The following is a 23,789-nucleotide window of genomic DNA, read 5'->3' as shown; positions in this document are numbered from 1 at the left end:
CGATGGTCGTTCATTAGCCATTCGAGCGGCTTCCCGACCGGAGGGGCTGGGTGACAATGCTCAGTAGCCAAATTATTCTTAGTCGGAAGTGTCTTTCTTCCGGCTTAGAATAAGACTCGTATTTGAGATGACGCGGGTTATGCGTTAGCTCAAATCGACGTCGGCTGCGTTCCAGCAATTGTCACCCAGCCCCGTAGGTCGGAATAGGACGCGCACCGGCTGACGAACAGGAATCTAAAATTGGCACGTTTTAATCATGATTAAAGATAGATTAACTTGCACGATGTGAATTGAATCGATAACTATTGAACTAATGATATTTAATTTACTGACAATCAATTTATAACCACCGGCGGCTTAGGCGCGTCGGTAAGCTAATTAATAGGACTGATGTACGATGAATGTAAAGATCCTACTAGGGATTGTGATATGGTTATACGGACTGTCAGTGCTCAAACGGGCTCGGCTATCTGCCTTCTACTTCATTGTGGGAAGCGCCGGGCTCTTTTTTATCTTGACGGCAATTAGTCGTCCGTATTGGGTGTGGTTTTTTACCCACGCTGTGATTCATGGGGTAGCGCTGTTTAGTGATATCACCGGTTGGTGCAGTATTATGTTCAAAATGGGCCTGGTCTACATTATTAATAGTGGTAATCCGGTAATCATGTCGATTGATTATGAATGCTCGGGAATCATTGAGACGTGTGCATTTATTTCGCTAGTAGCCTTTTACCCGGCTTACCAGCGCCGTGAAAAGGTGTTTTATGGTGTTTTTGGATTGTTGTATATTTACTTGATTAATGTATTACGCCTGTCCGTGGTGATTGTGATTGTTCACTTTGGCGGTGGTCAAACATTCTTTCTGGCTCATTCAGTGATTGGGCGGTTACTGTTCTATGTTCTGGTCATTGTCTTATATTACAATGTTTTTACCTATTCACAGTTAGCTCGAGGACTTTATCAGCAGTTTATTGATTGGAGGGAGCGAATCCTGTGATGTACTGGATAAACTTAGCGCTGACTAGAATGGGGTTTTGGATTACCTGGGCCTTAGTGCCGATCGTGGTGGAAATTATTCCGGCAATTATGTCGACTATTAAGTTAATGCGACTACATCGCCACATGCCCCGGCTTAAAGCGCCTGCTAAGTGGCCGTGGGTAACCATCATTGTACCGGTTTATAATTCTGAAGATACGTTATTTGACTGCATTCGTTCCATCGATCATCAAACGTATGATAAAAAAAGCATGCAAATTATTTTGGCGAATAATCAGAGTACCGATGATAGTTTTGGGGCGTATGCACGCGCCCAAAATGCGTTTCCTAATTTATTTTTACGGTATGTCAATACTGACAAGGGGAAAGCTCGCGCGCTTAACGCGGCCATTTACGAGAGTATTGGTAGTTATGTCATTAATATTGATAGTGATGGTTTATTGGAACCCAACGCGATTAAAAATATGGTACTACGGTTCGAGAACGATGAGCAGATTGCGGCCATGACCGGGGCAGTGCTCCCACAAAGAAACTTGGTTAAGCAAGTTCATGGTTGGTGGCATCGGCTGTTGGCTAAAAATGAGTATTACGAATATGCACAGGCTTTTCTTTCTGGCCGTACCATCGAGTCGTTCCGTGACCAGCTGTTTACCATGTCAGGAGCTTTCTCGGCATTTCGACGGGAAGTGTTAATGGAAACTTTCTTGTATGACACCGATACAATCGGTGAGGACACGGACATGACGTTTCAGATTCGGACACGTTTAGGCAAAAAGGTCGTTATTTGTGCAGATGCTATTTTTTATGTGGCGCCAATTTCAGGCTTTTCCGAGTTATATACGCAACGCCAGCGCTGGCAACGTGGTGAACTGGAAGTTGCACAACATTATATGTCACAAACAGCTAGCATCAAGGGCTTTTTCAAAGAATTTTTGGTGCGGCGAATTATGATTGATCACACGTTTACGTTTCCACGAATGATTTGGACTTTTGCGACGATTGTTTTGATTGCTTTTGGCTATTCAACTGTGGTCGTGGGGCTCTCATATCTCTTGATCTATAGTTTATACGTCATGGTAGGGGTTATTAACTTTATTAGTGTTGGTATTTTATTAAAGCCGTATCCTGAAGAACGCCATTTCTACAAGCATTTATGGTGGCTAACATTAACGCTGCCACTTTATATGTTTTTGACAGCTTGGATTCGATTGATTGGTGTTATCAATGCGATGACGACCCAGGCAACTTGGAAAATGCGGGGGTTCACCGAAGAATGGCAACGGTTGTTGGCCGTCTTACGTGATGATAGGCGTACAATCCACAATCACTATCGACGCCGGAAAGGAAAATGAGTTGAAGCGGCACGTGTTGGCTGACTACAAGATATCACGCGAAGTTAGCGGAATATCTTGATTGTTTAGTTCAGGTGCAAGAATTCAAACGAAGTAGATTAATGATGAGACGTTATTTTTATCAATTTAGTCAGAAGATGATTACGAGCGTTTGGTGGTTACTATTTGCACCAATGTTGTTATTTGCAGTAATGTCGCCGAATATTATTTTAGGGGATAACGCGACGTTTGGGACGAGTACGACCTTATTGACGACGGGGTTGATTATTATGATTGTCGCCGTGTTGATTATGAACTATGCGTATCCGCGCGTTCATCGGGTGCTATATCGACTACTAATCACAAATCAGCTCCGGACGGCTGGTGTCTTGTTAGCACTTGTTTTTATTGGTCAGCTCGTATTCGTGACATTTGTCCATCCCGTCAGTGGCTTTGACGCTGGGATGCTCCACTATGCGGCTACCAGTGCGAAACACGTCCAGGAGGTGGGCGTGACGGCGTATTACAGTCTTAATCAAAACAACATGCCAATCATGCTTTTTATGCACTGGCTATCGGAAGTGACTGGTCAAACTTCGTGGCAATTTTTTGATTACGTGACGCTGTTTTTTGTCGATCTTTCAGCAGCTTTCAATTTAATGAGCGTATTTGTGGTACGACGCTCGGCGTTAGGAATCGCTATGTATCTGCACGCCGGTTGGTTGGCGGTTTTTCCAAGTATTATTATGCCGTATACGGATGCTTGGGGACTGCCGCTGGTTTCGTTTTTCATGCTGTGCTATTTTGTGATGAGTCAAACGAAGCGACCGCCGTTACTGCGTGTGGCCGCCGCCGTCGGGTTTGGCGTGAGTGTGACATTAACGTACTTCATGAAACCCTCATCCATTATTCCGGTAATCGCCATTGCCATCATCAGCTTTTTAGCACGCTTGCGGTCGCGGCAGGGTTCACAAACGATGATGATTTTTGTGACGGTCGCCATGGCAATCTTGATGCTCGAAAGTGCCGGCCTCACTTATCATTATACGAATCAGGCCATCCAGAACCAGACGTATATCAAAATCGATAAATCAAGGTCGATTCCGGCGATTCATTTTATGGCCATGGGCGTTTACGGCACCGGCGGGTATAGTGAAAAGCAGGCGATACAGATGGCCGTTTTGCCCACCAAGGCACAAAAAACGGCTTACTCAATCAAGATGCTGAAGCGTCAGCTCAAGAAACTGGGACCGTGGGGTTACCTTGAATTCTTGGTAAAAAAGCAACGCAATAATACTGCTGACGGGACCTTTGGCTGGTTGAAGGAAGGCAATTTCTTTCGCGAAAATCAAAAACCAAGCAACCAGGGCTTTAGTAATTGGTTAAAAAACTTTATTTATTTATACGGTCGCCATATTGCAGATTTTCGGTTTGTGGCGCAACTGTGGTGGTTAGTGCTACTCGTGATTATCGCGTTGGGTTTTGGCCCGCGCTGGCAATTGATTCAATTGCTCCGGTTGGCGATGATTGGTGGGTTTATCTTCCTCCTCTTGTTCGAAGGTGGTCGGAGTCGGTACCTAATTCAGTACTTACCGTGCCTGCTATTACTGGGCGCATTCTCATTTGAACGGGCAGTTGCGAATGTCCGGCGTGTTAGGGATTGGTATCAGCGTAAGTTGCGAGCCGCGATTGCGGCAGATGAGTCCGAGTGAGCGTGCAATCGTCCCAGTGCGTGACACGAAAGCGATCGTTAACGAGCGGTTAGCAATCCAAAATAGCTGTGGTGGGTCCTAAATAGGGCTTACCACGGCTATTTTATCGTTCACGTTGTCGATTGTTGGCTCTTGCGGGGGCGCTTATCGCGTTATGGGTGGCAATGCGCGACAAATTCATTCCGACGTCAAGTGCCGGAACGGCGCGGGTTGTTCAAATTGTCTAGGTACGTTTATTAAGGGAAATACACTGATTTGGAGGCGTTGGCCAGCCGGTTACTAATGAGGCTAAACGCACTAGTTTGTAAATCAGTAATCCAAACTTGATTAAAAAACAACAAATTAATATGTGAAAATGCTGTGTTAAAATCGACTTATGCTATAATTGTTGCAAGCAAACAGTTCGCGTTATTGTGGGGGATAATCCGAATTGAGATATTAATTAGGGTGGGATTTAAGCTCATGTGGAAAAAGTTACACTATATGGACTATGTGCTGTTTATCCCGTATTTGATTCTCAGCGGGATCGGTGTTGTCATGGTCTATTCATCGAGTTCATACGTAGCCGCACAAAACGGTTCGACACCCACCGGTTATTTAGTTAAACAACTGATCTGGGTCGTCTTAGGCTTAGTGATCACCTTGGTTTGTATGAATTTGAAGATCGACTATTTTAAGCAAACCAAGTTACTTGGTATGTTAGGGTTTGCGATGTTATTTGTTCTGGTTCTCCTCCGATTGGTTGGTCAATCAATTAATGGGGCGGCTGGCTGGATCATTTTGGGACCAGTCTCGATCCAACCAGCTGAATTTTGCAAGTTTTACCTGATCATTTACTTGGCATCAATTATTTCTCAACGGGAGGCACATTTTGGGGTGGCTCGAATCCGTGAATTGGGTGCTCAGTTTGTGATGTTGTTCGCGATGATTTTACTGATTTTTGTGCAACCCGACCTTGGTGGGGCCACGATTAATTTAGCCATCGCGGCGGTTATCTTGTTTGCGAGTGGCATTTCATACTTTGTAGGTGTTGGTGTCTTTGCTGGGGCGGTCGCTGCCTTTGAATGGATTTTAGTGCCTTTAGTGAGTCGCATGCCCCAAAGTGCTTTTGCAAATTCTTATCAGTTACGGCGGTTTCTCGGTTTCCTGAATCCGTTTAAAACGGCTTCAGGAGCGGGGACACAGTTAGTCAACTCTTACTATGCCATCTCAAACGGTGGTTTGACAGGCGTTGGGATTGGGAATAGTTTGCAAAAACGTGGTTATTTACCCGAACCGAACACTGATTTTATTATGTCAATCACTGCCGAAGAACTCGGACTAATTGGCATTTTAATCGTAATGGGCTTACTACTTGTCATCGTGATGCGCACGATCTATATCGGGGTTCGTGCGACTAATACGTTCAACGCGTTGGTCTGTTACGGTGTCGCAGCCTACATGACCATTCAAGCATTTATTAATGTGGGTGGGATCGTTGGTCTGATTCCGATTACTGGGGTGACCTTCCCATTCATGAGTTATGGTGGTTCTAGCATGATGGTATTGACGCTTTCACTAGGATTGGTATTAAACATTAGTGCACTTGAAAAAATGGCGCGCCTTAATACAGTTCGACAGGCAGGCTAAGACGATTTTATTTGGAAATGAGGGATTTTGGTGAAGAAAGTATTAATTGCTAACCGTGGTGAAATTGCGACCCGGGTCATTCGTGCTTGCCACGAATTAGGCCTTCAGACTGTTGCGATTTACGCCAAAGAAGATGAGTTTTCAGTTCACCGTTTTAAAGCTGATGAAGCGTACTTAGTAGGTGAGGGTAAGGCGCCGATTGCGGCTTACCTGGATATTGAAGATATTATTCGCATTGCTAAAGAAAATCATGTGGATGCGATTCACCCAGGTTACGGCTTTTTATCTGAAAATGCTACTTTTGCTCGGCGGATTGCTGAAGAAGGCATGACCTTCGTTGGTCCTAAGCCAGAGCACCTCGAGATGTTTGGTGATAAGATTACGGCCAAACGTGTAGCTCGCGATGCCGGCGTGCAGACGATTCCGAGCACCTTACACCCGGTTACTAGCCTGAACGAGGCGTTACAGTTTACTCAGCAATACGGTTATCCAATTATGATCAAAGCTGCCATGGGTGGTGGTGGTCGGGGAATGCGCATCGTTCATGAAGCTTCTGAATTACAAGAAGCTTTTGACCGTGCCCGTTCAGAGGCCATGCAATCCTTTGGTGATGACGAGATTTACTTGGAAAAATTCATCGCGAATCCCAAACACATTGAAGTCCAGATTTTAGCGGATGCTCACGGCAATGTCATGCATTTATTTGAACGTGACTGTTCTGTTCAGCGCCGTAATCAAAAAGTGATTGAATTTGCACCGGCCGTGGCCCTGCCAATCGAGTTGCGTCAAAAGATCTGTAACGCCGCAGTCGACTTGATGAAGAGTGTACACTATTTAAACGCCGCAACGGTTGAATTCTTGGTTGAAGGGGACCAATTCTACTTCATGGAAGTTAATCCGCGGGTTCAAGTTGAACATACGGTGACAGAAATGATTACCGAAATCGATATTGTCCATGCTCAGCTCAAAATTGCGATGGGTGGTGACCTATTCGAGGATTTACGGTTACCACATCAAGACGCATTGACATATAAGGGTGCGGCAATTCAGTGTCGAATTACGACGGAAGATCCCGCAAATGATTTTATGCCAGATACTGGTCGCATCGAGACGTACCGGTCACCAGGTGGTAATGGGGTTCGTTTGGATGCTGGTAATACCTATTCCGGCGCAATCGTAACGCCTTATTTTGATTCACTGCTTGTAAAGGCTTGTGTTGCGGCGCGGAGCTTCAAAGCGGCCGTTCATAAAATGCGACGCGTCCTAGTTGAGTTCGATATTCGCGGCGTGAAGACGAACATTCCGTTTATGCTGAATGTGATTGACAACCCAACGTTCCAAGCAGGTGAAGCGGGGACCCGGTTTATTGATCAGACCCCAACGCTCTTCAAATTCCCTGACGATACGCAACGTGAAGATAAGATGTTGAAGTATATTGGGAATGTGACGGTCAATGGTTTCGCTGACGTTGCCCAACATTCGAAGAAGTACTATCCGGACGTTGAGTTTAAGGATGATTTTCAACCGATCGCACCCGACATCGTCACGGCAAAAGACGTGTTGGATCAACAAGGTGTCCAGGGATTACAACAGTGGTTGTTAGCCCAGAAGCAAGTGTTATTAACAGATACGACCATGCGGGATGCGCATCAGAGTTTATTTGCAACGCGGATGCGGACGAAGGATATGTTAGCCGTTGCCGCGGCTTCACAAAAAGCGTTGCCACAGTTATTCTCCTATGAGATGTGGGGTGGTGCGACGTTCGATGTGGCCTATCGTTTTCTAAATGAAAACCCCTGGAATCGGCTGAAAGTACTTCGGCAGGCAATGCCCCGGACACTCTTCCAAATGTTGTTCCGTGGTTCCAATGCGGTGGGTTACCAGAACTATCCAGATAATGTGATTCGCGAATTTATCTTAGAAGCAGCTAAGAGTGGCATTGATGTTTTCCGCATTTTTGACAGTTTGAATTGGGTTCCTCAAATGGAAAAGAGTATTCAGGCCGTCAAGGAAACCGGGAAGATTGCGGAAGCCACGATCTGTTATACGGGCGACATTATGAACCCTGATCGGCAAAAATACAATCTTGATTATTATCGTCAGCTGGCCTTGGATCTGCAATCAACTGGTGCCGATATTATTGCCATCAAGGATATGGCGGGTGTGTTAAAGCCAGAGGCCGCCTATGAATTAGTATCGACGTTGAAAGACGCGCTGTCCGTGCCAGTTCATCTGCATACGCATGATACGACTGGTAATGGAATCTTTACCTATGCCCGAGCAGTGGAAGCTGGTGTTGACGTGGTCGATGTTGCTGCGAGTGCGCTATCAGGCACGACCAGCCAACCATCAATGAGCTCGTTGTATTACGCATTAGCCCACAATGATCGGCAACCTGATGTTGATATTAACAACGTTGAAGCTATCAATCGGTATTGGCAAGGCGTACGGCCGTACTACCAAGACTTCTCGAATGGTATGACCGGCCCCCAAACGGATATTTATCAGACGCAGATGCCGGGTGGACAATATTCTAACTTGCAGCAACAAGCTAAGGCTGTTGGTCTCGGGGATCGTTGGGAAGAAGTTAAGACGATGTATGCGACGGTCAATGATATGTTTGGTGATATTATCAAAGTTACGCCCAGCTCTAAAGTTGTTGGTGACATGGCCCTGTTCATGATGGAAAATCACTTGACACCGGACGATGTTTATAATCAGGGTACCAAGCTCGATTTCCCAGCATCGGTCATCAACTTCTTTGCTGGCAATCTTGGTCAACCAGTCGGAGGCTTTCCAAAGAAGCTCCAGCAGATCGTCTTGAAAGGCCAGCCAGCGTTGACTGTGCGGCCCGGTAGTTTAGCCAAACCAGCTGACTTTGCTGCGGTCAAAGCAGAGCTATCGGCTAAGCTTGGTCATGAAGCGAGCCATCAGGAAGTGCTCAGCTACATCCTGTACCCGAAAGTATTCATGGATTACGATGCTAGCCATAAGCGCTACGGGCACGTATCACTGTTAGACACACCGACCTTTTTCCAAGGCATGCGGCTCGGTGAGACGGTCAATATTGAGTTAGCCAAAGGTAAGACGATGATCGTCAAGCTTAATCAGATTAGTGATCCCGATGTCGATGGTGTCCGGACACTTTACTTTAGTATCAATGGTCAAAATCAAGAGATTATGGTCAAGGACAATGCCATTCACCAATCGGCAACCAGCACGCGCAAGGCGGAACCAACTAATGAAGATGAAGTTGGCGCAACGATGAGTGGTTCAGTTCTGAAACTGTTAGTTAAGAAGGGCCAAACGGTTAAGAAAGGTGAGCCATTACTTGTGACGGAAGCAATGAAGATGGAGACAACCATTCAGGCACCGGAAGATGGGGTCATCGAACATATTTATGTTAATGCGGGTGACGTCATTCAGACGGATGACTTACTGCTCGAGATTGCACCACAATAAGGATATTTCAAGCAAAAACACTAGTGGCTTAGGTTACTAGTGTTTTTTAGCTTCAGCGCTTCGCCAATAAAAACCACTGCGTAGTTAAGAACTTAGTTGACGAAATGCTGAATCTAGCCTAACATTTAAACAGAAACGCTAGTAGAAGAGGTGAGGTTCGATGGATTTTACAGTTAAACCGCGCCGGTCGCTCATCGTTTATATGCATTCGATGAAGCAGGTGCGTCAATTGAAACGTTTTGGATTAATTCAATACCAATCGCGTAAAGAGCATTATGTGGTCTTGTACATGGATGAAAGTCAAATTCCGGCCGCGACCACGAAAATCAAAAAATTAAATTTTGTCCGCAGGGTTGAACCGTCATACCGCCCGGACGTTGCAATGAACTTTGGCGAACGTGTGGATCAAGGCTTTTTTAAGCCAACCACGACTGGTGCGCCTGATGACGATGATGAGGATTAAGTTGGTGAAGATGAAATGCGAATTGTAGCAGGAGACTTTGGTGGTCGGCGGCTCAAAGCCGTGCCAGGCATGCAAACTCGGCCGACAACGGACAAGGTTAAAGAAGCTGTTTTTAATATTATTGGCCCCTATTTCGATGGTGGGCAGTCCCTAGACTTATTTGCTGGGAGCGGTGGCTTGAGTATCGAAGCTGTATCACGCGGAGTGGCTCGGGCCGTCTTGATTGATCGGCAGTATCAAGCCATCAAGACGATCAAGGATAACATTGCCGTTACAAAGGCCCCCGAACGATTTGAAGTTATCAAAGGCGATGCTGAGCGTATTTTGGACCGATTAGCATCCCAAGATGAACACTTTGATTGGGTGTTTTTAGACCCACCCTATGCCAAGCAACAGATTGTGAAGGATATTCAGCATTGTGATGCACTAGGATTGCTGAATCCGGGTTGCCGGGTCATTTGTGAGACGGATACGAATGCGAACTTGCCAACGGTCTTACCCGGATTTGAATTGATCAGACAACAAGATTACGGTATTACGGTCATTACCATTTACCAAAAAGTAACGGAGGTCGGGTAAGTTATGGTGACAGCAGTTTTTCCGGGGAGTTTCGACCCAATCACACGGGGCCACTTGGATATGATTCAACGTGCCAGTCGATTAGTTGACCGGTTGATTGTGGCCGTCATGGTCAATACGAGTAAGCAACCGTTATTTACGATGACGGAAAAAGTCGCGATGATCAGTGATGAGCTGACGGGTTTACCCAACGTTGAAGTTCAGGCCGCAACTGGTTTGACCGTTGACTTTATGGCGAGTGTCCATGCGACAGTTTTGGTACGTGGTTTGCGGAATGAACAGGATTTCGGGTATGAACGTGATATCGCTTGGATGAACAAGTCATTAGACGAGACGATCGAAACGATTTGCTTGATTGCACGGCCCCCGTACGCTTACTTTTCTTCCAGCTTAATTAAGGAAGTTGCCAAGATGGGAGCGGACGTTTCCAAGTACGTCCCGACCGCGGTGGCGCAAAAACTCCATCAGCGGTTAGGAACTGATCAGCATGACTAAGGGCCGGGAGTTGTTAAAACGTTACTGGGGCTTGCTGGTCGTGATACTGGTGGTACTTGCACTATTTCTAATTCCTTTACCGTACTATATTGAAGGACCCGGAAGTGCAAACAATTTGAAGACTTTTGTGACCGTCAAGCGGCATCCGGATCATCACCGGGGTAAGTTTATGTTGACCTCGGTCGCAGAAGCTCGAGCGACGCCGCTGATGTGGCTTTACGCACAATTGAATCCGCACTATGACGTGGTCAGTGCTCAGGATATGACTGGCGGTCAGGATGACGCGACTTATAATCGGGTTCAGAAGTTTTATATGCGAAGTGCAATCAACGAAGCTATCGCGACGGCGTATTCGGCTGCGCATCAGCAATACCGCAAGGTTTATCAGGGTATCTACGTTTTAACGGTTCAGTCTAATTCGAAATTTAGAAACCAGTTAAAAGTTGGCGATACGATTACGAAAGTCGATGGCCACCATTTTAATACAGCCAGTGCGTATCAGCATTATATTGGTAAGCAGGGCGTCGGACATCGAGTGACGATCACGTATCGGCGAAAGGGCCATTTGAAGCAAGCAAGTGCGCCCCTAATCAAGCTGAGCACGCACCGCGCCGGGATTGGTATCGGCCTAACTGATAATATTAAAGTGACGACGACTATTCCGGTTAAGGTTGATCCCGGACAAATCGGGGGTCCCTCGGCCGGATTGATGTTTAGCTTGCAAATCTATCAGCAATTGACTAATCAGAATTTGCGACACGGACGGAAGATTGCGGGGACCGGCACCATCGATCAAAATGGACAAGTTGGTGAAATTGGTGGTATCGACAAGAAAGTGATTGCTGCTAAGCGGGCAGGGGCGACAATTTTCTTTGCACCGTATGTGAAACCAACCAAAGCGCTTTTGGCGGTTGAAGAAAAGGGTCAAACTAACTATCAACTTGCTAAAGCGACCGCGAAAAAGTACGCGCCTAATATGAAAGTTGTTCCAGTGACCTCATTTAAACAGGCCGTTCATTATTTGCAGACACACCAATAGTAAAATTGAAATGCAAGTTAGCAAAGTTTGGGGTAAAACCCAAACTTTTTTCATGGGTAGCCGCTCCTTTTGCGTAACTATTCGCTGAAGGGGTGAAAACAAATGATAGATTGGATTAAGCTGCTCAAAATGCACTGGCGGATTGTTGGTGGTGTTACTGCCGTGATCATTATTTTGATAACGGGATGGGCACTGAGTCAACTTAAGCAGCCTCAACCCGCCGGTACGGATAACTTGTTGGCGCATTCGTTCAATTCCACATCAATGGGAGGCGCGAGTCGAACGTCTGCCAATGCTGACCAGCCCGCAACGAGTACCCAACCGTCGAACGCTACACCGAGCCCAGCCCGACCGACAGGTGCTAGTTCACCCGGGTATGTCGATATTAAGGGTGCGGTTAATAAACCAGGGTTGTATCAGGTTACTGCTAGTATGCGGGTCGCGGATGTCATCCAACTGGCACAAGGCATGCAGCCACAGGCAGATGCTCAGCAGATCAACTTGGCTGCCAAAGTGACTGATCAGCAAGTGATCTACGTGCCAGCTAAGGGCGAACAGGCCCCGGCTGTTGCGCCACCAGTCGTCCAGTCAACGGGGCCTACTGGCGGAACACCAACTAGTGATCATGCGGCAACGGATAAGATCAATCTCAACACGGCTGATGTGGCCGCGCTGCAAACGTTGAGCGGAATCGGGCAGAAGAAGGCTGAAAAAATCATTGATTATCGCCAGCAACATGGTAATTTTAAAACAATTGATGATTTGAAAAACGTCAGCGGCTTTGGAGAAAAGACTGTGGCCAAATACAAAGACCAGCTCACCGTCTAGTTTCAAAGCGCACATTTTGGTATACTACTGTCATTGAAAGTGAGGCATAAAATGATGAAAGATCAACGAATTCCATGGGATCAGTATTTTATGATGCAGGCGGTCTTATTGGCGAGTCGAAGCACGTGTGAGCGGCTTTCGGTTGGTGCCACGATTGTTCGCGACAAACGCATTATTGCGGGTGGTTACAATGGTTCAGTATCCGGCGATGTTCATTGTATCGATGAGGGGTGTTACCTTGTTGATGGGCACTGTGTTCGCACTATTCACGCGGAAATGAATGCGATTTTGCAGTGTGCGAAATTCGGTGCAGCTACGGATGGTGCTGAAATCTATGTCACTGACTTTCCATGTTTACAATGCACGAAAATGTTATTACAAGCTGGAATTCAAAAAATTCATTATTTACGTAATTATCATAACGATGCGTATGCCATGTCCTTAATTGAACGAAAACACGTGGCTTTACAACAAGTTCAGTTCGACCAATCAGATTTGGATAAGCTGAATCTTGATCAAATCTTGTTAGATCGTGACTAATTGCGTGCACTATTTTTTGCTGCCATTGCGTGCGGCTTACTTAGTAGTTGGTTAGTTGACCAACAATGGCTGGCAGCCGGATTATTATTAATTTGGTTATTGCGAGTCATCCGATTACGAGATCGACAGTGTTTGATGGTGACGATTGGCTGTGTTTTATCTTTGGCAATCTGGCTGAACTGGCAAAACCACCGTTTCGCCTCCATTGTTCAGCGGCCCAGTCAGGTGGTCACAAGCCATTTGGCTGTCCAACCCGATGCGATTACGGTGCGCGGTGGTCAGTATCAGCTGATTGCCACTAGTCCAATGGGCAAAGTACTTGTTAGAGGACAGCTGAAAAGTGCCACTGAAAAACAGTATCTGACCCAGTTTACTCACCGGACGATCTGGCACGTTCAGGGGGAAGTCGCCGCCATCGCACCTCCTACCAACCCGGGGCAGTTTAATGCGCCTAGGTATTATCGCAGTCAAGGCATCGCCCGCCAAGTAACGGTCACAGCGGTTCAACGAATAGAAATTGCGTCGCGGCGTGGTTGGCTGGGGCTACTTGATCGATTACACCAATGGCGTCAGCAATTCTTTCTAGCCTGTCAAAGATTGCCACCAACGCTTAGTCGTTATGCGACGAGTCTACTGGTTGGGATACGCCCCACAGATTTTCAGACGACAATGGGGGCCGTTCAACAGCTGGGACTATTGCATTTGTTCAGTTTGTCGGGTATGCATGTTATTTTATTAGTTAAATTCTTGCAATGGGTCTTGTTACGACTGCATCTAAGTCAGCAAGCAATCGATATTTGGTTATTAGGGCTCTTGCCAGCATACCTTGTCTTGGGCGGCGGTGCCGATAGCTTGCGGCGGGCAGTTGTAACCGCGGCTTTACCAATTATTTGGCAGTTGCTAACACATCAGTCAAGTGGGGCGTTGGGTGGTTGGAGCCTTGCCCTTATAATGGGGATTGCCCATAATCCTTTGGTATTGAGCCAATTAGGTGGTCAGCTCAGTTATGGACTAGCCTTGCTGCTGATCTTAATGCCTGGTTTGCCGCCGTGGCGATTAGCAATTTGGATTCAGGTTATCAGTTTACCGGTTTTGCTTGTAGCTACGGCGCAGTGGCATCTGTGGTCCTTAGCAGTCAATTTGGTGGTTGCGCCTATTTTTAGTTGGGTATTATTACCGGTGACGGTCGTGGGGGCGAGCATTGGCTTTGGTTCTACCAATGTCACCAGCGTGTGTGAATGGGTGTTGGTTAATTTTCAGAATTGGCTTGAGTGGGTCAGCCATTGGCCAGGCCTACTCATTATCGGTCAACCGAGTACACTGTGGGCATGGACGCTCAGTCTATTGAGTTTGTGGTTGTTACGGACACCGCGGCGTCGGTATTACTGGGGACTGTTACTGGCATATGCTTGTTTTAGTCTTAGTCTACGTTTTCCACTTCACGGTGCCGTTCAATTTATCGATGTCGGTCAGGGCGATTCGATCTTGATTCGCCAACCATTTAACCGCCAAGTGAGTTTGATCGATACTGGGGGGCAACTACACTTTTCCCGGCCACGTTGGCAGGCAGAGCAGGTACAACCGCGATCGCGTGCGGAAACGATTACGGTCAATTATTTGCACCGGCTAGGGATCACTCACTTGGATACAGTTTATTTATCACACAAGGATGTTGACCATATTGGTGATTTGGGTGAACTATTACGCTTGATGCCGGTCAATCAAGTGGTGGTACCTGCCGGAATGGCGCGCCTAGCCAAGTTTCAAAAGCTGCTAGTGCCCGCCAGAAAGCGGCCTAAAGTGGTTGAAGCATTGGCCGGCCATACGTTTGCAGATGGATTGGTTGCGGTGCATCCGTTTAAACCGGGACGGGCTGAAAATGAAGATTCGTTGGTGCTAACGGGGGTTTTTGGTCAGCAACGTTTCATGTTTACGGGTGATCTTGACCGAGCGGGGGAGCGTGCAATCGTTGCCCGATATCCACAATTACGCGTGGACGTTTTAAAGCTAGGGCATCATGGCAGTAAAACAGCCTCGGATCCGTTAGCTTTGCGCCAATTAGGTGTGCACCACGGTATTTTATCGGTGGGTCGGCACAATCGCTATGGGCATCCGAATCAAGAAACACTAATAACTCTAGCTGAACAGCATATTGTCACTTATTCAACGGCTTTGCAGGGGATGATAACCTATCGTTTCGTTAATCATCGCCAGGGACGTTGGCAAACATTTTTAAAGGAAGGTGATCGCCATCAACGCACAACAGGCGTTAAAATCGATTCGCAACGGTGACTTGGCATCGATCTATGTTATCTTGGGAACGGTCGACTATTTGGCCGATCAGCTCAAACAGGCTTTTACGCAGCAAATTCCCAGTGAAGAACAAACGATGAACGTCGGCAGTTATGATATGGAAACGACGCCAGTAGCTGTAGCTTTAGATGATGCAATGTCGGCACCGTTTTTTGGTGAACGGCGATTAGTCTTTATTAATCACCCGTACTTTTTGACGGGTGAAAATAAGAAGACCAAGGTTGACCATGATCTGGCCTCACTACAGCACTATTTTGAACAACCTGAACCAAGTACGATTCTGGTGTTTATGGCACCCTATGAGAAATTAGATGCGCGTAAAAAGCTCGTTAAAACGTTAAAAAAACAGGCGACGACGGTTGAAGTCAACCAAGTCTCGGAGGCTGAAACGCAACGCTATGTGCAAGCGGCGTTAGATGAGAAACAGATTCGCATTGATGCGGACGCACTACAGGAACTGGTTAATCGAACTGACGGGCAGTTGGGACTGATTATGGGACAATTACCGAAGTTGATGATTTACGCAGCCCAATCCCAACGAATTGATTTAGCGGCAGTTCAGGCTTTGGTGACTAAATCACTGACGCAAAATGTTTTTGATTTGGTCAACGATGTACTTCGTTATCAGACGCAGTCAGCGGTCGAACTTTACCATGAACTGGTGGCAGCTCAGGAAGCCCCACTAAAGATCAATGCAATCTTATTAGGACAATTCCGATTGTTGCTACAGGTCAAAATTATGGCGCGTGCAGGCTATAGTCAGGGCAGCCTAGCTAGCACGCTTAAAGTGCACCCATATCGGGTCAAACTAGCCATGCAAACGGTCCGCCATTTTGATCAAGCTGCGTTACGGGCGGCGTACTTAGGACTGCTCCAAACAGAAGTACAAATGAAAACGACACAACGCGACCCGGAGTTGCTCTTTGAGTTATTTATGGTTCAATTTGTTAATGAGCGACAGGCAGCGGTCGGAACGCGGCTGTCCCGTTAGGCATTGGCTTGTTGGACAAGCGAGAACGACTATTCACGAAGGCAAAAGTAATAGTGCTTAGATATGGAGCCCCAAAAAAAGATGGTCGACCGGAATTCTCAGAATTCGGTCGACCATCTTTTGAGTCATTAAAGGCGATAAAAAAACGCCGTCGCAATGCTCGGGCGTAAAATTAGCTTATTTAGCGTAACGTGCAGCCATCCGTGACTTGTCACGGGCAGCTTTGTTGCGCTTGATAAGACCTTTAGAAGCAGCCTTGTCAACGGCGCTAGTTGCTGCTAAGTATAAATCGTCGACGTTGTCGGCACCAGCAGTTTTAGCAGCTTCAAATTTTTTAACAGCAGTCCGCATCGCACTCATTTGGGCGGTGTTACGGACGTTTGCTTTATTGTTTGTTTTCACGCGTTCAATAGCGGATTTGATAATTGGCATCAGATTCACCTCCATCATTTTTTCAACAAATGCTATTATACATAAGCCCCGGCTTGAATGCAACCGTTATGTGTAAAGTAATTTATCTTGATATGTATTGAAACTTGCTTTTTACTCCTTAGTTTGCTAGACTATATCAAGTGTTCAGCAACCCTTTACTTAGTTTTTCGTGCACCACCAACGATTTACTCAGTTTAGGGCAATTATTGGAAAGGTGGTTGAAACACATGGCAATTTCACGCGAAAAGAAGACGGAGCTTATTAACAAGTATGCTCGTCACGAAGGCGATACTGGTTCTGTTGAAGTCCAAGTTGCAGTTTTAACGGAAGACATCAACGAATTAAACGAACATTTACGAGTTCACAAGAAGGATTTTCATTCACAACGTGGGTTGATGAAGAAAATTGGTCACCGTCGTAACTTGTTAGCTTACCTTCGTAAAGAAGACGTTAACCGTTACCGTGACTTAATCCAAAGTCTTGGTCTTCGTCGTTAATATTGAGATTACGAGAACTGCCTGCGGGTGGTTCTTTTTTTGTGTAAAAAATTACAGAAACGATACATAAACTTTATTAAACCCAAACAACCGTTCGCTATACTTATGTTTATTCAAAAGTGAATGAGGGGATTTCATGGAAGCAATGGCAACGTTGACTCGTAACTTTCGGGTCTTATGGTTTGGCAGTTTAATCACTGATTTAGGTAACGCAATGACGTTACCGTTTATTGTGCTGTATATTCAGACATTAGGCGATTATTCAACGACCCAGTTGAATTTTCTAGGGGCAGCGGCGTTTGCCGTGACATACGCCTGCAAAGCTTTAGTCGCACCATTGTGGGGCCGATTGGCGGATCAAAAGGGGCGTAAGCTGATGTGTCTACGCGCATCTGGCATGATGACCTTAACGATTCTCGGTGTGGGACTAGCACCTAACGTGATCGTCCTCTTGATTTTACGAGCCGCACAGGGAGCGTTTTCAGGTTACATCAATAATGCTAACGCACTGATTTCGATTACCGTACCTGCGGAACAACGTGGCCAGTGGTTAAGTAAACTGGTCACTGGTAGCATCAGTGGCACATTGATGGGGCCACTTTTGGGAAGCTTTCTGGCTAATACCGTTGGCTATCGGGGGGCGTTCGTGGCTACCAGTAGTTTGATGGCGCTTGTCTTTGTCATGACCTGGTGGGGTGTTCAAGAGAAGGTGACGGCAGTTAGTCGCGCCACGTTACCACCATTGCGACCAATCTTACATCAATTGGGTGGTCGCTTTATTTGTGCCTTGCTGACATCGTTACTAGTTGTTCAGGCGACGACCAATGCGATAACACCACTGTTAAGCTTGCTGGTCGGACAGTTAGCGCCCCAAGCAACGGCGCAGACGATTATCTTGATGACGGGGATTGTGGCGGCTGCGCCGGGACTTGCCACGATTCTAATGGCTGGTCGTGTTGGGCGCATTCTGGATCGGCTGGGCGCTGGCCGTTGCTTAGTTACTTTTTTGATTTTAGCGATTGTTGACTTATTGTTGACTAGTTTGGTACATCAGGTCACGTGGCTGGTCGGGCTACGGCTAATACTGGGAATTGCGGATGCGGCACTATTGCCCGCGCTTCAAGTGATGACAGTCGAGCATGTCCCACACGCAGCGTTTGGGCGTGTGTTTAGTTTAAATCAGTCCGCGCAAGCTTGTGGTAACGTGGTCGTCCCCGGGTTAGCCGTGATTGTTGCCAATTGGTGGGGGTATCAGTCAATCTTTATTGTTACGGCTGGATTACAGCTGATGGCATTGATGCTGTGGGTCGCGTATTTTAGTCAGCAACGACCACATTAGATTGCATTGAATGGTCTAACTATTGCTTTACTTTAAAATGTGGTAAACTGGGGAGAGTTACTTAATCGGAACAGGTACGCTGGTACTTGTAAATTTTAATAGAGGAGTTTTTAGATCATGAACTTTGCAAACGTTGATTTGATGACCGCAATGGTGACCCCTTTCGATGATCACCAACAATTGGACGAAAAGCGGTTAGCAAGTTTGATTGAACATTTATTGGCACACGGCACCCAAGGTATTCTGGTGGGTGGGACAACTGGTGAAGCACCAACGCTAACCGAAGATGAAAAATTAACCTTACTAAAGAAAGCAGCTGAGATTGTCGATGGTCGGGTACCAATCGTGGCCGGGACCGGCTCAAACAGTACCGCTGCTACCATCGCATTTACTAAGAAGGTTAGTCAGATTAAGGGGATTGATGCAGCTTTAGTGGTGGTTCCCTACTACAACAAGCCTGATCAAGCTGGTATGATTGCCCACTTTACAGCGGTTGCTGATCAAGGTGGCTTACCAGTTATTATTTATAATATTCCGGGCCGGGTTATTGTGAAGATGACCGTGGCCACGATCTTAACATTAGCACAAAATCCCAATATTATTGGGATTAAGCAGTGTGCGACGATGGAAGAGTTTGGCGCGATTGTCGAAAATGCACCGGCTGATTTTCTTGTTTATACTGGTGAAGATTCTCAGAGTTTGGCTGCCAAGGAAATTGGTGGTGCTGGGGTTATCTCAGTGGCAAGTCATATCTATGGTGACGAAATGACGGCGATGTTTAGTGCCATCGACCAGGGTGAGATTGCCACGGCCGCTAAGTATCAACGGGACTTAACACCCAAGATGAGTGCCTTGTTTAGTGCACCATCGCCATCGCCAGTTAAAGCGGCCTTAAATCATTTGGGTCAGCCGGTGGGTGAACCACGGTTACCAATCTTACCATTGAGTACTGAACAAACGGCTCAGCTTTTTAAAACATTAAACATTTAGAAGAATCAAGGTGAAATAATTGAGTAGTGAAATTCAAATTACCCCATTTGGTGGGGTCCGTGAGAACGGCAAAAACATGTATGCTGTCGAAGTCGATGGTGATATTTATATTTTAGATTGTGGGTTAAAGTACCCAGAAAATGAGTTATTAGGAATTGATATCGTGATTCCGGACTTCAGTTATTTGCGAGAAAATGCTGATCGAATCGTCGGTGTCTTTTTGACCCACGGCCACGCTGATGCCATTGGTGCGTTACCGTACTTTTTGAATGAGTTCAACGTTCCCGTGTTTGGTTCAGAGCTAACCATTGAGTTGGCAAAAATTCAATTGCAAAAGGACCCTAAAGCTAAAAACTTTAATGACTTCCACATCATTAATGAGAAGACAGAAATTGATTTTGGCACGGTCACGGTTTCGTTTTTCCGCACGACCCATTCGATTCCAGATTCAATGGGAATCGTGTTGCAAACCAGTGCCGGTGAGGTCGTTTATACCGGTGACTTTAAGTTTGATCCGACGGCCGCAGGCGACTATCAGACTGATTTTGCGCGGTTGGCGGAGATTGGATCAAAAGGCGTCTTGGCGTTACTTAGTGATTCAGCTAATGCAGAAAATTATGAACAGCCGGTCAGTGAACGTGAAATTGCGGCCTATGTTTTAGAAACGTTTAAATATCATCCAGGACGGATCATTGTCGCTTCAGTTGCATCCAATATCTTGCGTATTCAGCAAGTTTTAGATGCCGCTGCAAAGTCTAATCGGAAAGTCGCTTTAATGCCTGGTGACGTTGAGAGTATCGTGAAGACCGCAATCGATTTAGGCAAGTTACACATGCCTGAAGACGTTGTCGTACCACTTAAAGCCATTGATAAACTTAAACCTGAACAAATCGTGATTTTACAAACGGGCCGAATGGGCGAACCTATTAAGGCCTTACAACGGATGGCTAATAAGCAGGAGAGCAAGGTCAATATCGAAAAGGGTGATCTGGTATTTATTACTACCACACCGTCACATTCGATGGAAACCGTGGTTGCCAAGACCCGTGATATGATTTATCGTGCTGATGCGGACGTTAAGGCGATTGCTGATGAAATGAATTCCTCCGGCCATGCCGCTAAACGTGACTTGCAAATGATGATCAACATGATGAAGCCCCAATATTTCATTCCGATTCAAGGGGAGTATCGTCTGTTGGATGCTCATGCGGACTTTGCACGTGAAGTTGGAATTCCGGACGACCATGTCCTGATCGCAGCCAAGGGTGACCAGTTACGTTATGACGGTGATACCATGCACTTGGCCGGTTCAATCGAAGTCGGCGATACGATGATCGATGGCATCGGGGTCGGTGACATTGGAAACATTGTGTTACGTGACCGCAAGATTTTGTCTGAAGACGGTATTTTCGTGGCAGTGGTCACGATTGATCGCAAAAAGAAGAAGATTATTGCGACTCCTAAGATTACTTCACGGGGCTTCGTCTACGTCAAGACTAGTAAAGACTTGATGCAAGAGAGCGCTGAGTTAGTCAAAACGACGGTGCAAGAAAATCTCGATAATAAAGAGTTTGATTGGGGCCATTTAAAACAGGCTGTCCGTGAGAAGTTGAACCATTATTTATGGGACCAGACCAAGCGGCACCCAGTTATTTTACCGGTTATTATGGAAGTTAATCAGCATCATCGGCGTACAAAGAAGGCTAAACCAGCCAAACCAGTCGAGACTGAATCTAAAGCTTAGTATTAAAAAAGTCGGAAGCTACTTCCGACTTTTTTGGTTACAATGAAGAGGAGGAAGGTTCAATGACAATAGCTGAAACACAATTGGCCGCCGAACAAGCCAGTCGAGCTCAGGATTGGTCCAAGGCGGCTAGTTTGTGGGAGCAAGTGTATCAGGCACAGCAAACGGCACCAGTTAATTACGAATTGGTCCAAGCGTTGGTGGCTGATCAACAATATGTGGCAGCAGCTAATTATGCCAGTGAGTTTGAAGCGCAGTATTTAGCAACCGATGCGGCCGCAGATCTGTATCTGAATGCATTGGTTGCTAATCATGACTTCATTTCTGCCCACATTATGATCAAGGCACGCCCAACGAGTGCGTGGACTACGGCTGCAAACACAACTTTAAAAGCGGCGGAGAGTACGGCTGAGCGAACGCTAGGATCGACATTGACCACAACAATGCGTCATTTTTATCATTTATCTGACCAGCCCGTCCAGAAACAGGTGGCAGGTTTGCAAGCAGCCCGTCACCTGCCATATGAGCGCTATCTGACGGCAGCCAAGTTTCTATTAGTAGATCCGTTTTTGCATCCCTTAACACGAGTAGAAGTGTTATATACACTGTACCAATTGCAAGTATCAGAGACGGTCAAGATGCAGTGGCTACTGGATGAGAAGATGTTGACACTGTGTCCAGCAAAGTTAGTCGCACTCGGTCAGGACGAGACGAGCAAGGCCGTTTACCATGCTTTGAAAGTGCGACTTGGTAATCAAGATGTCTTTTTATATGAAAGCTTACGAGAACTTTTACAATTGCAATTAATGTATTTATATCCATGCGCTGCACAGGTTATTACAGATTCCACGGCTTGGATCGATCTTTTGATTAGTTTGCAAACTGGGCAGACGATAACGCCGTCTGATGACCAAACTGAAAAAATGATGAAAATTCAGCAAAAAATTCAGCAATTTAGCCTTGATTTACAATCATAAGCGTGTGTAATAAGAATTTACTAACAAAAATTCAATTTTTTGAATAATATCTGTTTACAAATCAGATTAGGCTATATATAATATTTAAGGATTCTCAGTGATGGGTGCGCGATTTGGCCTTTTCACTAGGATGTAGTATAATACTAACTAAAGAATTGTTGAGACCATTTTGGCCTCGACGTTATTCTTGCGAAAATCACAGGAGGTTTCATTAATGGCAAAAGAACATTATGAAAGAACAAAACCCCATGTAAACATTGGTACTATTGGCCACGTTGACCATGGGAAGACTACTTTGACCGCTGCAATCACTAAGGTATTAGCATCTAAGGGCTTGGCTAAAGAACAAGACTTTGCTTCTATCGATGCTGCTCCGGAAGAACGTGAACGTGGTATTACTATCAACACTGCCCACGTTGAATACGAAACTGAAAAGCGTCACTACGCTCATATCGATGCCCCAGGACATGCTGACTACGTTAAGAACATGATTACTGGTGCCGCTCAAATGGACGGTGCGATCTTAGTTGTTGCCGCAACTGATGGTCCTATGCCACAAACGCGTGAACACATCCTCTTGGCTCGCCAAGTTGGTGTTGACTATATCGTTGTCTTCTTAAACAAGACTGATCTTGTTGACGATGACGAATTAGTTGACTTGGTTGAAATGGAAGTACGTGAATTACTTTCAGAATACGATTTCCCTGGTGACGATATTCCTGTTATCCGTGGTTCAGCGCTTAAAGCACTTGAAGGCGACCCAGAACAAGAAAAGGTTATCATGCACTTAATGGATGTTGTTGATGAATACATCCCAACTCCAGTTCGTGATACTGAAAAGCCTTTCTTGATGCCTGTTGAAGACGTCTTCTCAATCACTGGTCGTGGGACTGTTGCTTCTGGTCGTATCGATCGTGGGACTGTTAAGGTCGGCGACGAAGTTGAAATCGTTGGTTTACACGAAGATGTTCTTAAGTCAACTGTTACGGGTCTTGAAATGTTCCGTAAGACACTTGACTTAGGTGAAGCCGGGGATAACGTTGGTGCGTTATTACGTGGTGTTAACCGTGAACAAGTTGTTCGTGGCCAAGTTTTGGCTAAGCCAGGTTCGATCCAAACCCACAAGAAGTTCAAGGGTGAAGTTTATATCTTGAGCAAAGAAGAAGGTGGCCGTCATACGCCATTCTTCTCAAACTATCGTCCACAATTCTACTTCCACACCACTGATATCACTGGTGTTATTGAATTGCCAGACGGCGTTGAAATGGTTATGCCTGGTGACAACGTAACGTTCACTGTTGAATTGATTCAACCAGCTGCCATCGAAAAGGGTACCAAGTTCACGGTTCGTGAAGGTGGTCATACTGTCGGTGCCGGTGTTGTTTCAGAAATTGATGACTAATCTCTAACTGATTTTCATTGATTGATCTA

At 46.0% G+C, this 23,789-nt stretch carries 20 protein-coding genes; 19 read left to right on the top strand and 1 reads right to left on the bottom strand.

All coding sequences use genetic code 11. The features are described from left to right. Nucleotides 1-397: 397 nt before the first annotated feature. The 13 genes from xrtG to holA all read left to right on the top strand — a co-directional run bounded on the left by xrtG (nt 398) and on the right by holA (nt 16,379). On the top strand, nt 398-997 hold the full coding sequence (xrtG, locus tag E5260_RS09170; protein ID WP_003640816.1) for an exosortase family protein XrtG: 600 nt from the start codon (nt 398-400) through the stop codon (nt 995-997). Further along, a complete protein-coding gene (locus tag E5260_RS09165; protein WP_011101666.1) occupies nt 997-2,349 on the top strand; it encodes a TIGR03111 family XrtG-associated glycosyltransferase in 1,353 nt (450 codons plus the stop codon). The genes xrtG and E5260_RS09165 overlap by 1 nt, the downstream gene beginning before the upstream one ends. A gap of 101 nt (nt 2,350-2,450) precedes the next feature. Beyond that, on the top strand, nt 2,451-4,040 hold the full coding sequence (locus E5260_RS09160) for a TIGR03766 family XrtG-associated glycosyltransferase (protein WP_003640814.1): 1,590 nt from the start codon (nt 2,451-2,453) through the stop codon (nt 4,038-4,040). A gap of 462 nt (nt 4,041-4,502) precedes the next feature. After that, nucleotides 4,503-5,669 carry an FtsW/RodA/SpoVE family cell cycle protein gene (locus E5260_RS09155; protein ID WP_003645668.1) on the top strand — a complete coding sequence of 389 codons (1,167 nt, stop codon included), beginning with the start codon at nt 4,503-4,505 and terminating at the stop codon, nt 5,667-5,669. 30 nt (nt 5,670-5,699) lie between these two features. Next, a complete protein-coding gene (locus tag E5260_RS09150) occupies nt 5,700-9,131 on the top strand; it encodes a pyruvate carboxylase (RefSeq protein WP_003640812.1) in 3,432 nt (1,143 codons plus the stop codon). A 160-nt stretch (nt 9,132-9,291) separates the two neighbouring features. Further along, nucleotides 9,292-9,594 (top strand): YlbG family protein, encoded by a 303-nt coding sequence (locus tag E5260_RS09145; RefSeq protein ID WP_003640811.1) that lies wholly within the window; start codon nt 9,292-9,294, stop codon nt 9,592-9,594. Nucleotides 9,595-9,609: 15 nt separating this feature from the next. Then, entirely contained in the window at nt 9,610-10,173 is a 564-nt protein-coding gene (gene rsmD, locus E5260_RS09140; RefSeq protein ID WP_003640810.1) for a 16S rRNA (guanine(966)-N(2))-methyltransferase RsmD, read from the top strand. Nucleotides 10,174-10,176: 3 nt separating this feature from the next. Beyond that, on the top strand, nt 10,177-10,668 hold the full coding sequence (gene coaD, locus E5260_RS09135) for a pantetheine-phosphate adenylyltransferase (protein WP_003640809.1): 492 nt from the start codon (nt 10,177-10,179) through the stop codon (nt 10,666-10,668). After that, nucleotides 10,661-11,707 carry a SepM family pheromone-processing serine protease gene (locus E5260_RS09130; protein WP_003640808.1) on the top strand — a complete coding sequence of 349 codons (1,047 nt, stop codon included), beginning with the start codon at nt 10,661-10,663 and terminating at the stop codon, nt 11,705-11,707. Before coaD ends, E5260_RS09130 begins: the two co-directional genes overlap by 8 nt. A 102-nt stretch (nt 11,708-11,809) precedes the next feature. Further along, the gene (locus tag E5260_RS09125; RefSeq protein ID WP_003640807.1) at nt 11,810-12,535 is read left to right on the top strand and encodes a helix-hairpin-helix domain-containing protein; all 726 of its coding nucleotides are present in this window, start codon (nt 11,810-11,812) and stop codon (nt 12,533-12,535) included. Between the two features lie 54 nt (nt 12,536-12,589). Beyond that, nucleotides 12,590-13,075 carry a ComE operon protein 2 gene (locus E5260_RS09120; protein WP_003645663.1) on the top strand — a complete coding sequence of 162 codons (486 nt, stop codon included), beginning with the start codon at nt 12,590-12,592 and terminating at the stop codon, nt 13,073-13,075. Next, the gene (locus E5260_RS09115) at nt 13,076-15,367 is read left to right on the top strand and encodes a DNA internalization-related competence protein ComEC/Rec2 (protein ID WP_003640805.1); all 2,292 of its coding nucleotides are present in this window, start codon (nt 13,076-13,078) and stop codon (nt 15,365-15,367) included. Then, on the top strand, nt 15,318-16,379 hold the full coding sequence (holA, locus tag E5260_RS09110) for a DNA polymerase III subunit delta (RefSeq protein WP_003640804.1): 1,062 nt from the start codon (nt 15,318-15,320) through the stop codon (nt 16,377-16,379). The genes E5260_RS09115 and holA overlap by 50 nt, the downstream gene beginning before the upstream one ends. 177 nt (nt 16,380-16,556) lie before the next feature. Here the strand turns inward: holA and rpsT are convergent, their stop codons facing one another. Further along, nucleotides 16,557-16,811, bottom strand: coding sequence for a 30S ribosomal protein S20 (rpsT, locus tag E5260_RS09105; protein WP_003645660.1), 255 nt, complete (start codon nt 16,809-16,811; stop codon nt 16,557-16,559). Between the two features lie 227 nt (nt 16,812-17,038). Here rpsT and rpsO point away from each other — a divergent pair, with 227 nt between their 5' ends. The 6 genes from rpsO (at nt 17,039) to tuf (ending at nt 23,760) form a co-directional block, all read left to right on the top strand. Continuing rightward, nucleotides 17,039-17,308: a 30S ribosomal protein S15 gene (gene rpsO, locus E5260_RS09100; RefSeq protein ID WP_003639022.1), complete on the top strand. Its 270-nt coding sequence runs from the start codon at nt 17,039-17,041 to the stop codon at nt 17,306-17,308. A gap of 136 nt (nt 17,309-17,444) precedes the next feature. Further along, a complete protein-coding gene (locus E5260_RS09095) occupies nt 17,445-18,647 on the top strand; it encodes an MFS transporter (RefSeq protein ID WP_003640802.1) in 1,203 nt (400 codons plus the stop codon). Between the two features lie 117 nt (nt 18,648-18,764). Further along, nucleotides 18,765-19,637: a 4-hydroxy-tetrahydrodipicolinate synthase gene (gene dapA / locus E5260_RS09090; RefSeq protein ID WP_003640801.1), complete on the top strand. Its 873-nt coding sequence runs from the start codon at nt 18,765-18,767 to the stop codon at nt 19,635-19,637. A 19-nt stretch (nt 19,638-19,656) separates the two neighbouring features. Then, entirely contained in the window at nt 19,657-21,381 is a 1,725-nt protein-coding gene (locus tag E5260_RS09085) for a ribonuclease J (protein ID WP_003640800.1), read from the top strand. Nucleotides 21,382-21,443: 62 nt separating this feature from the next. Further along, the gene (locus E5260_RS09080; RefSeq protein ID WP_003640799.1) at nt 21,444-22,358 is read left to right on the top strand and encodes a hypothetical protein; all 915 of its coding nucleotides are present in this window, start codon (nt 21,444-21,446) and stop codon (nt 22,356-22,358) included. Between the two features lie 214 nt (nt 22,359-22,572). Beyond that, on the top strand, nt 22,573-23,760 hold the full coding sequence (gene tuf, locus E5260_RS09075; protein ID WP_003640798.1) for an elongation factor Tu: 1,188 nt from the start codon (nt 22,573-22,575) through the stop codon (nt 23,758-23,760). Nucleotides 23,761-23,789: the final 29 nt, after the last annotated feature.

This window comes from Lactiplantibacillus plantarum (genome assembly GCF_014131735.1).
In the GTDB taxonomy this organism is placed as follows: domain Bacteria; phylum Bacillota; class Bacilli; order Lactobacillales; family Lactobacillaceae; genus Lactiplantibacillus; species Lactiplantibacillus plantarum.
Note: the sequence above shows the minus strand (reverse complement) of the source record. Positions and strands in the feature narration are given on the sequence as shown.

Coding starts and splice junctions, on each gene's coding strand:
- E5260_RS09155 (WP_003645668.1), top strand. CDS start 4,503: ATGTGGAAAAAGTTACACTATATGGACTATGTGCTGTTTATCCCGTAT.
- E5260_RS09125 (WP_003640807.1), top strand. CDS start 11,810: ATGATAGATTGGATTAAGCTGCTCAAAATGCACTGGCGGATTGTTGGT.
- rpsT (WP_003645660.1), bottom strand. CDS start 16,811: ATGCCAATTATCAAATCCGCTATTGAACGCGTGAAAACAAACAATAAA.
- E5260_RS09120 (WP_003645663.1), top strand. CDS start 12,590: ATGAAAGATCAACGAATTCCATGGGATCAGTATTTTATGATGCAGGCG.
- xrtG (WP_003640816.1), top strand. CDS start 398: ATGAATGTAAAGATCCTACTAGGGATTGTGATATGGTTATACGGACTG.
- E5260_RS09130 (WP_003640808.1), top strand. CDS start 10,661: ATGACTAAGGGCCGGGAGTTGTTAAAACGTTACTGGGGCTTGCTGGTC.
- E5260_RS09095 (WP_003640802.1), top strand. CDS start 17,445: ATGGAAGCAATGGCAACGTTGACTCGTAACTTTCGGGTCTTATGGTTT.
- E5260_RS09165 (WP_011101666.1), top strand. CDS start 997: ATGTACTGGATAAACTTAGCGCTGACTAGAATGGGGTTTTGGATTACC.
- E5260_RS09080 (WP_003640799.1), top strand. CDS start 21,444: ATGACAATAGCTGAAACACAATTGGCCGCCGAACAAGCCAGTCGAGCT.
- coaD (WP_003640809.1), top strand. CDS start 10,177: ATGGTGACAGCAGTTTTTCCGGGGAGTTTCGACCCAATCACACGGGGC.
- E5260_RS09160 (WP_003640814.1), top strand. CDS start 2,451: ATGATGAGACGTTATTTTTATCAATTTAGTCAGAAGATGATTACGAGC.
- rpsO (WP_003639022.1), top strand. CDS start 17,039: ATGGCAATTTCACGCGAAAAGAAGACGGAGCTTATTAACAAGTATGCT.
- tuf (WP_003640798.1), top strand. CDS start 22,573: ATGGCAAAAGAACATTATGAAAGAACAAAACCCCATGTAAACATTGGT.
- rsmD (WP_003640810.1), top strand. CDS start 9,610: ATGCGAATTGTAGCAGGAGACTTTGGTGGTCGGCGGCTCAAAGCCGTG.
- dapA (WP_003640801.1), top strand. CDS start 18,765: ATGAACTTTGCAAACGTTGATTTGATGACCGCAATGGTGACCCCTTTC.
- E5260_RS09145 (WP_003640811.1), top strand. CDS start 9,292: ATGGATTTTACAGTTAAACCGCGCCGGTCGCTCATCGTTTATATGCAT.